This window comes from Methylophilales bacterium MBRSF5, from assembly GCA_001044335.1.
Classification (GTDB): domain Bacteria; phylum Pseudomonadota; class Gammaproteobacteria; order Burkholderiales; family Methylophilaceae; genus BACL14.
In genome coordinates, this window is record CP011001.1 from 880,037 (window position 1) to 889,815 (window position 9,779).

The following is a 9,779-nucleotide window of genomic DNA, read 5'->3' on the forward strand; positions in this document are numbered from 1 at the left end:
GTTAAATGTAACTTACGTTAGTGATTTCATATGTTTTTTGCCCACCAGGCGTTTCCACCTCAACCACATCACCATCTTCTTTGCCAATTAATGCTCGAGCCAATGGCGAGCTGATTGAAATTTTATTTGCCTTGATATCAGCTTCATCCTCACCAACAATTTGATAAGTGAATAATTTTTCTTCATCTAAATCCTCTAATTCAATGGTGGCACCAAACACACACTTGCCATCTGCACTCAGTGCTGAAGGATCAATAATCTGCACATTGGATAATTTGGCCTCAATCTCTGCAATACGGCCTTCGATAAAACCTTGTCGCTCTTTGGCTGACTCATATTCCGCGTTTTCTGACAAATCCCCTTGCGCACGAGCTTCGGCAATCGCCTGAATGATATTAGGGCGATCTTGACTCTTTAACTGATGTAATTCTTCTTTTAAACGCTCAACACCATTTCGCGTCATTGGGATTTGACCTGCCATTTATTAACCTTAATAGATAATTTAAAAACTTAATCTGATACTTTTTGAAGTATATCTGGATTTTAAAGATTGAATATTACTTATGCAAGCTTTGTAGGCTATTCACTTGTAGCTCATCCACAAAAGACATGCCTATACATGCAGCTTTCGCTCCAGCTAATGTCGTGTAGTAAGTTACTTTATTCATCAAAGCATTACGTCTAATCGTATAGGAATCGGCAATCGCTTTCTTATCCTCAGTGATGTTAACAATAAAATCAATTTCTTTATTCTTGATAATGTCAACAATATGGGGTCTGCCTTGAGCTACTTTGTTGATTCTTTGGACCATTAATCCATGGCTTTGAATAGATCTAGCTGTCCCATCTGTGGCCACTAGATCAAATCCTAATTTAGCCAGAGCTTGTGCTATATCAATAATATTTTCATGATCTTCTTTGCGAACACTTAAGAAAGCTTTGCCTTTGAAAGGCAGTGTCGTGCTGGCGCCTAACTGAGATTTAATAAATGCTTCAGCAAAGGTATTTCCAGTTCCCATGACTTCGCCTGTTGATTTCATTTCTGGGCCTAGAATCGTATCCACGCCAGGAAATTTAATAAAGGGGAAAACAGCCTCTTTGACAGAGTAAAATTGTGGGGTAATTTCTTTAGTAAAGTTCTGACTTTTGAGCGATTGCCCAACCATAACTTTGGCCGCAATCTTGGCAAGAGGTTTACCAATCGCCTTTGACACAAACGGAACAGTTCTTGAGGCTCTAGGGTTGACTTCAAGAATGTAAATTGTTTCTCCTTGGATGGCAAATTGGATATTCATCAAGCCATTAACTTTAAGTGCCTTAGCAAGCATTTTCGTCTGTTTTATTAGATCTTTTTGGATCGTTTCACTTAAATCAAATGGAGGCAGTGAGCATGCCGAGTCACCTGAATGTACCCCAGCTTGCTCGATGTGTTGCATAATCCCACCAACAACAACATCCTCACCATCAGATATCGCGTCCACATCAATTTCTTGAGCATCATTCAAAAAGCGATCAAGCAATACTGGAGATTCATGGGAGACTTTGACTGCCTCAGTCATGTATCTTTGTAAATCTGATTCTTCATGCACAATTTCCATTGCGCGACCGCCTAGAACATAGCTCGGTCTGACCACCAATGGATATCCTATTTCAGCCGCCAACTGAATGGCTTCTTCAGGGGTTCTTGCAGTTCGGTTTGGAGGTTGATTTAGTCCTAATTCAACGAGTATCTTTTGGAATCTTTCTCTATCCTCAGCAACATCAATGTCCTCTGGTGTCGTTCCAATAATCTTTACCCCGGCCGCTTCAAGGCCTTTAGCAAGTTTTAGGGGCGTTTGCCCTCCATATTGAACAATAACCCCATCTGGATTTTCAATATTAATAATTTCCAAAACATCTTCGAGGGTTACCGGCTCAAAAAACAAACGATCCGAAGTGTCGTAATCAGTCGATACAGTCTCCGGATTGCAATTGACCATGATCGTTTCATATCCTTCTTCTTTAAGAGCATAAGATGCATGAACACAACAATAATCAAATTCGATACCCTGTCCAATTCGATTTGGTCCACCGCCAAGAATCATAACTTTTTTGTTTTTGCTCGGTAAAGCCTCGCACTCCTCATCATAACTGGAATACATATATGCTGTCGAAGTCTCAAATTCAGCTGCACAAGTATCTACTCTTTTAAATATAGGTCGAATATGATGCTGTTCACGAAAGGATCGAATTGCTGATTGAGTGGTATTCAATAAATGTGACAATCGGGCATCAGAAAAACCTTTCTTTTTTAATTCTTTCAAAGATTCAGGCTCTATACAATCTAAGCCTTTGTTTTGAAGCTCTTTTTCTAAATTAATAATTTCTTGTATTTGGATTAAAAACCATGGATCAATTTTTGATTGCTCGTGAATTTCCTCAACCGTCATACCTAGTCTAACCCCATCAGCCAAATACCAAATTCTTTCGGGCCCAGGTTGTCTGAGCTCCTTAATGATTAAATCTTTATCATCAGTTGTTGAATCAAGACCGTCAACTCCAATTTCTAACCCTCTTAATGCTTTCTGAAATGATTCCTGAAACGTTCTGCCAATGGCCATGACCTCGCCAACAGACTTCATTTGTGTCGTCAGATGACTATCTGCTTTAGGAAACTTTTCAAAAGCAAAGCGTGGAATTTTGGTTACAACATAGTCTATGGTTGGTTCAAACGATGCTGGTGTTTGACCTCCGGTAATATCATTTTTTAATTCATCCAGCGTATAACCAACCGCTAGCTTTGCGGCAATTTTGGCAATAGGGAAACCAGTTGCCTTAGATGCTAAAGCCGAAGAACGTGATACTCGTGGGTTCATCTCAATCACCACCATCCGACCATCCGTAGGATTGATAGCAAATTGAACGTTTGAACCGCCTGTATCTACTCCAATTTCTCTGAGAACTGCAATAGAAGCAGATCGCATGATTTGATACTCTTTATCCGTAAGTGTTTGAGCTGGAGCAACCGTAATCGAGTCACCCGTATGAACACCCATAGGATCGAGATTTTCAATGGAACAGATAATAATGCAGTTATCATTTTTATCCCTAACAACCTCCATTTCATATTCTTTCCAACCCAATAAGGACTCTTCAATCAGAAGCTCATTGGTTGGTGACGCGTCTAATCCACGCTCGCAGATTTCAATAAATTCATCCTTATTGTAGGCAATCCCTCCCCCACTGCCACCCATAGTAAAAGATGGTCTGATAATAACAGGATATCCAATGGATGCCTGGACCTGATGAGCCTCTTCCATGCTGTGAGCTATTGCAGATCGAGCAGAAGATAAACCAATTTTATTCATGGCTTCTTTAAACAATTGACGATCTTCGGCTTTATCGATCGCTTGTTTTGAAGCACCGATGAGTTCTACATTGTACTTTTCTAAAATTCCATGCCGATCTAGATCAAGGGCACAGTTCAATGCAGTTTGACCTCCCATGGTTGGCAAAATGGCATCGGGATTTTCTTTGGCAATAATCTTTTCAACAATGTCCCATTGAATTGGCTCAATATAAGTGGCATCTGCAAGGTTGGGGTCGGTCATGATGGTAGCTGGATTCGAATTAACCAGAATTACTCTATAACCTTCTTCTTTTAGTGCTTTACACGCTTGCGCACCAGAATAATCAAACTCACATGCCTGACCAATCACTATCGGACCAGCACCAATAATTAGAATAGATTGAATATCTTCTCTTTTAGCCAATCAACTCTCCTTTGTGGACTTGCATATTAGAAAAAAACTGATCGAATAAATAAGCCATCTCGGTGGGCCCTGGACTTGCTTCTGGGTGGCCCTGAAAACTAAAAGCTAATTTGTTTTTTGACTCAATCCCTTGAATTGTTTGATCAAACAGTGATTTATGAGTGACGACAATATTATCATTCAACGAGCTTTCATCAACAGTAAATCCGTGATTTTGACTGGTAATAAAAACTTTCTTTGAGTTTAAATCTTGTACAGGATGGTTCGCGCCATGATGTCCAAATTTCATTTTTTTGGTTTGCGCCCCAAGAGCTAATGAGAGTAATTGATGTCCTAAACAAATTCCGAAAATTGGAATGGATTGCTTTAAAAATTCTTTAATATTTTTGATAGCATATTTGCATGGCTCTGGATCACCGGGTCCATTGGATAGAAAAATTCCATCAGGATTTAATTTTAAAACTTCTTGAAAGTCCATTTCAGCAGGAACAACAATTAAATCAGCTCCACGGGAAGCTAGCATCCTTAAAATATTTTTTTTAATTCCGAAATCATATGCCACAACCTTGAATTGTGTTTTAGAAATGTGTTTGTGTCCTTCACCTAAAGACCATTCCCCTTCATCAAAAGCATATTGTTTTTTTGTTGAAACCACTTTTGCAAGATCCATACCAGACAATCCGGGGAAAGCATCTAACATGCTGGTATTGTCTTGATCTTTACCTATTAAAATCAATCCTGGCTGAGCTCCATTGTTTCTAATGTGTCTTGTTAGTTTTCTGGTATCTAAGTCAGTAATGGCTGGAATGTTATGTTCTTTTAAAAATACAACAAGATCTTTTTGATTCCTAAAATTTGAACTCAATGGTGACACACTATGAATAATCAAACCCTTACAATAAGGAAGGTTACTTTCATAATCTTCATTATTTGTCCCTGTGTTCCCGATATGAGGATAAGTTAAGGTGACAATCTGCTCTGCATAGGATGGATCTGTAAGAATTTCTTGGTAACCAGTAATTGAAGTATTAAATACAACTTCACCAACTGAAGAAGTGTTAGCGCCAATTGATGTGCCATGGAACCTAGTTCCATCTTTAAGGATTAGAAGAGCCGGTATTTTTTCCGACAAAGAACACTCCTGCGTTAATTAATCTAGGGGTGTTTAAAAGAATAACTTTCAAACTTCTGAATTATATTAGAAATTTAAGTGTCGTTCAATAAATTGGATTAATTAAATCTAACTTATTTTAAATTTAACACTTCTTGCATATCAAATAATTTTGGTTTTTGCTTTGCAACAAACCTAGCTGCCTTTAAAGCGCCTGATGCAAAATTTAAACGACTGGTAGCTTTGTGAATCAATTCGATTCTTTCCCCATTTCCAGCGATGTACACCGTGTGTTCGCCAACAATATCCCCTGCCCTAATAGTAGAAAAACCGATTTCATTATTCCTTCTTTTCTCTTCACGGCCATGTCGTGTGTAGATCGCATTTTTTTCTAACGATATGTTTAACCCATCAGCTGCCGCTTGACCAAGTCTTAAGGCGGTTCCTGACGGCGCATCTACTTTATGTTTGTGATGAGCCTCAACCACTTCAAAATCATATTCAGGAAGTAATTCAGCGGCCTTCTCAACCAAAGAGATGAGGACATTCACACCAACGCTCATATTCGGAGCCATACAAATTGGAATATGTTGGCTGAACTGTTGGATCAAATCCAACTCAGATCCGTTAAATCCTGTTGTTCCAATAACATAAGAAGTTTTGTTGTCAGATGCTTTTTTAAGAAATTCCATTGTTCCTTCGGGTCGAGTAAAGTCAATGATCACATCACACTCAGACAGAAGATGATCAATATTGTCTTGAATCAAAACTTTAGTTTCTTTGCCAATAAAATAACCGGCATCTTTTCCCATGGCATGACTGCTAGTAATATCATGCGCTCCAATTAATATTAATTCATCATCGTTAATGGTTTCTTGAATTAACATTTGCCCCATCTTGCCAGAGGCGCCAAGGATAATAACTTTTATTTTACTCATAATTAAAAACCAATTTTTTCTAATAATAACTCAAAATATTTGGGATCGGATTCATCGGGTAGCGATTTTATTATATCGTCCTTGACCGATGAGCTCATCGACTGAGTTTCATCAATCGCATATTTTTCCTCTTTACTATCAACAACATCAATACCATCTTGCTCTGAAATAATCTTCACAGGTTCCTCTTTGGAAAGTAAATTCTCATCCTCTTGAGTTACATCAACAGACTTCTCTTCGATTGCAACGGTTTTAGAATTTTTCTCAACTTTGATATCTTTTACCGACCCATTTTCATTTTCATTTTCATTTTCATTTTCCCAGAACTTAAGACGGCTTAAAAGAGATTTACTATCTTTTTTCTCCTCTTCCAACTCTTCCTTCGAAATCTTTATGGTTGATTCCTCAGTCTTTTGATCAGCTTCATCTTCCCAAAATTTAAGTCGACTAAGTATAGAGTTTTTATCCTTTTTTTGCTCCTCATAATCAGCCTCTGAAAGAGTAATAACTTTGGATTGTTTTTCTGTTTCAGCGCCAATCAATATATCATTAGATTGAATAATATCTCCTTTGACATTAACTAACTCATCATCTTCAAACCAGACCACAACGTGTCGTTCTTCAATTAAGCGATCATCTTTGATCATCTTGTAAATATAATCCCAGCGATTTTCATGGAAAGAATCCTGAATCAATGGGGTCCCAAGAACATACTTTACCTGCGCCCTGGTCATTCCAGGCTTTAAACCCATGAGCATTTCAGCCGAAATAATATTTCCTTGCTGAACGTCTAATTTATATATCTTTGCCTCGAAATAATCGATTGGACTTTTAACTGAACAAGCAGTAAAAAAAATGAAAGTAAGAAAAAATATAAGATGACGGTAGCGCATTTATTGATTTATAAAATTTTTGAACATTAAGCCTGAATAATATACCATGATGATTATTAAATAAATTCATTGTCTGGAAAAATTATGGAAGACCATGTTGATTTTAAAAAAACAGGCTTAAAAGCAACCATTCCTCGTTTACGAGTTTTGAATATATTTGAGAACAACCGTGAAAAACATCTTTCTGCTGAAGAAATTTATAAAATAATGATTAATAATGGCGAGGATATTGGACTGGCCACCATTTACAGGGTGCTAACCCAATTTGAACAAGCCGGATTACTCCTCAAACACCATTTTGAAAGTGGCAAAGCAGTCTATGAGCTCAATGAAGAATCACACCATGACCATATTGTTTGCTTACAATGTGGTCACGTTGTTGAATTTGTTGATAGTGAAATTGAAAAAAGACAAAAAGCAATTGCAGAAGATAATGGATTTAAGATTATTGATCACTCATTGTACCTGTATGGCGACTGTAATAAAAAACCGTGCCCACACAAAAAGTGATTTAGCTTAGCAGCTCTTTCGCGTGCATCAAAGTTGTTTCAGTTATTTCTAATCCACCAATCATTCTTGCGGTTTCTTTAATCCTTTCCTCCGCATTAAGAATAAATATTTTAGAAATCGCCGTCTCTCCAGATTCTTCTTTATGAACCTTAAAATGGAAATTGGCCTTTGATACAACTTGAGCTAAGTGGGTAATTGAAAAGACTTGATGCTGACTACCTAATTGATTTAATAGATTCCCAACTACTTCTGCAACGCCTCCCCCGATACCAACATCGACCTCGTCAAAAATCATCACTGGAACATTTGTATTTTTAGCTGAGGCTACTCTAATTGCTAAGCTTATTCTTGATAACTCGCCACCTGAGGCTGTTTTTGCAATTGGAGAAAAATCAGCGCCTTTGTATGTTTTTATTAAAAATTTAACTTGATCGATCCCTGAGGCTACAGGTTCTGTTTTTTCTACATCAATTTTAAAATCAGCATTAGAAAAAGAAAGTTGATTTAACAAGAGTGAGATTTCACTGCCTAATTTTTTTGCCGCTATCATTCTCTTTTTAGATAAATTTTTTGCATTAATTAAATAATCATCAAATGCTTTTTTTTCTAATTCTGCAAATTGATTTTCCTCAAATAATGTTGCAATTTCATCGAATCTCTTAAACCAATTTAATGATTCATTTTCGAACAACTCAGGTTGGATGTGATATTTTCTGGAAAAGTTAAAGACTCCTTGAATATAATCTTCAATTTCTCTAACCCTTTCTTCATCATCATTGAATTTACTTAAATAATTATTTAAATTTCTTTCCAGCTCGCTAGCTTGAATTAGCAACTCATTGGAAAGATTTAAGTCCTCGTTAAGATGTTTATCAAGCTGGGAGGCCTCAGATAACAATTTATTTACATCTTTTAAAATACCAGATGCGGAAAAATCTTCATTATTCATATAACTCAGACACTGTTGAATAAGAGTGATTAATTCTTTTGCATTGGATAATTTCTTATGCTCGGACTGAACTTGTTCCCAATGATCAAAGCTAAAATTTAGATCTTTGTATTCCTTGATTTTGATTTGAAGATCCTCGTATTCTTCATGAATTTTTATCTCATTCTCATCAAATTCTTTTTTTCTTTTTTCTAAACTTTTCCATTCATGAAAAAGTTGTTGTGATTTTTTTTCAAGATTTGTTGTGTCTGCATACTCATCCAAAATACTTAATTGAGTTTTGGCTTGAGTCAAAGAATGAAATGAGTTCTGACTATAAATATCAATTAATAACTCGCTAACGTCTTTTAATTTAGATATTGGGCTGGGGATTGAGTTGATATAAGCCTTAGATCTTCCATCTGAAAATATGATACGCCTGAGTAATAAAGAATCATCATCATACAAATCATTGTCTTTTAACCATTCGATTACAGCTTGATTATTTTTTATTTCAAACTCAGTAATTATTTCAGCTTTTTCACACCCTTTCCTGATTAATCCACTTTCACTTCTTGCGCCTAAAGTTAAGGATAGTGCATCAATCAAGATTGACTTACCTGCTCCAGTTTCACCGGTCAGCCCAATAAATCCTTTTTCAAATGAAAGATTAAGCTGATCAACGATGACATAGTCTTGAATGTGCAGATTGGTTAACACCGCTTTAACCCCAGTTTAATTTGTTTCTGAGCATCTCAAAGTAACAATACTCTTTTGGATGGAGAATAGTAATTGTATTTTTCGACTTATTAATTGAAATTTTATCTCTCAAGTCTAATGGAAATTTTATTTGACCATCCACACTCAGAAAACCCTCATCCATATCAATAATTTTTGCAGATATGGGTTTTGTTGCGTCTAATGCGATGGGCCTATTGCTGAGAGTATGAGGGCTAATGGGAACAATTGAAACAGCATTAATTGTCGGATGAAGAATTGGGCCACCTGCAGACAGTGCATAAGCTGTGGTTCCTGTAGGGGTAGCAATGATTATTCCATCCGATCTTTGTTTATGGAGTAATTTCTGATCTACACTCAATTCTAATTCAATTAATCGCGAACCGCTTTTAATAACAACATCATTGAAGGCAATAGATTCATATATTAGATTATCATCTCTCATTACTTTTACCTGCAAAAGCATGCGTTTATCCAGCTCATAAGCGCCTTGTAAGATTTGAGACAGCTCATTTTCCATATCACCAAAACTAACATCCGCTAAAAAACCAAAACGTCCTTGATTGATTCCTACAATAGGAACATTGAGATGCGAAACAGCTCTTGCGACCCCCAGCATAGTGCCATCTCCACCTAGCACAATAATTAGGTCAACATTACTACATTCAGCCAAGGTAATGGATTGATGCCGGTTAATTTTGAATTGTTGCTCTGTTTTTTCTTCAATAAATACTTGAAGCCCTTGATCGTCTATAAACTTTATAAGGCTTTTTAGCTTGTCCAAAAAGCTGGGGTCCTCCTTAAGATTATTGTATTTTCCAATAATGGCAATTTTTTTAAAGTTCATAAAGTAACCAAATGTATTTACTTGATATAATTGATTTAATAATTTTAATCTATTTAAATAAT

The 9,779-nt window shown here is 36.6% G+C and carries 7 protein-coding genes and 1 pseudogene; 1 reads left to right on the forward strand and 7 read right to left on the reverse strand.

Annotated features, from left to right (window positions below; genetic code table 11):
• Nucleotide 1: 1 nt before the first annotated feature.
• From UZ34_04765 to UZ34_04785, 5 genes and pseudogenes are all read right to left on the reverse strand, one after another.
• A complete protein-coding gene (locus UZ34_04765) occupies nt 2-481 on the reverse strand; it encodes a transcription elongation factor GreA (GenBank protein AKO64692.1) in 480 nt (159 codons plus the stop codon).
• A 76-nt stretch (nt 482-557) separates the two neighbouring features.
• Entirely contained in the window at nt 558-3,752 is a 3,195-nt protein-coding gene (gene carB, locus UZ34_04770) for a carbamoyl phosphate synthase large subunit (protein ID AKO64693.1), read from the reverse strand.
• Nucleotides 3,745-4,884, reverse strand: a complete 1,140-nt coding sequence (locus UZ34_04775; protein AKO64694.1) for a carbamoyl phosphate synthase small subunit — start codon at nt 4,882-4,884, stop codon at nt 3,745-3,747. Before UZ34_04775 ends, carB begins: the two co-directional genes overlap by 8 nt.
• A 113-nt stretch (nt 4,885-4,997) precedes the next feature.
• The gene (locus UZ34_04780; protein AKO64695.1) at nt 4,998-5,801 is read right to left on the reverse strand and encodes a 4-hydroxy-tetrahydrodipicolinate reductase; all 804 of its coding nucleotides are present in this window, start codon (nt 5,799-5,801) and stop codon (nt 4,998-5,000) included.
• 563 nt (nt 5,802-6,364) lie between these two features.
• Nucleotides 6,365-6,676: pseudogene (locus UZ34_04785) on the reverse strand (hypothetical protein).
• A 102-nt stretch (nt 6,677-6,778) separates the two neighbouring features.
• Between UZ34_04785 and UZ34_04790 the strand changes: the two are divergent.
• Nucleotides 6,779-7,204 (forward strand): Fur family transcriptional regulator, encoded by a 426-nt coding sequence (locus UZ34_04790; protein AKO64696.1) that lies wholly within the window; start codon nt 6,779-6,781, stop codon nt 7,202-7,204.
• 1 nt (nt 7,205) lies between these two features.
• On the opposite strand, the gene UZ34_04795 is transcribed toward UZ34_04790, so the two are convergent.
• Together UZ34_04795 and UZ34_04800 are read right to left on the reverse strand one after the other, a co-directional pair.
• Nucleotides 7,206-8,852 (reverse strand): hypothetical protein, encoded by a 1,647-nt coding sequence (locus UZ34_04795; protein ID AKO64697.1) that lies wholly within the window; start codon nt 8,850-8,852, stop codon nt 7,206-7,208.
• 4 nt (nt 8,853-8,856) lie between these two features.
• Entirely contained in the window at nt 8,857-9,717 is an 861-nt protein-coding gene (locus UZ34_04800; GenBank protein ID AKO64698.1) for an inorganic polyphosphate kinase, read from the reverse strand.
• Between the last annotated feature and the right edge of the window lie 62 nt (nt 9,718-9,779).

Excerpts from the sequence above, each read along its gene's own strand:
- UZ34_04790 (AKO64696.1), top strand. The coding sequence starts at position 6,779 with ATGGAAGACCATGTTGATTTTAAAAAAACAGGCTTAAAAGCAACCATT.
- UZ34_04800 (AKO64698.1), bottom strand. The coding sequence starts at position 9,717 with ATGAACTTTAAAAAAATTGCCATTATTGGAAAATACAATAATCTTAAG.
- UZ34_04780 (AKO64695.1), bottom strand. The coding sequence starts at position 5,801 with ATGAGTAAAATAAAAGTTATTATCCTTGGCGCCTCTGGCAAGATGGGG.
- UZ34_04765 (AKO64692.1), bottom strand. The coding sequence starts at position 481 with ATGGCAGGTCAAATCCCAATGACGCGAAATGGTGTTGAGCGTTTAAAA.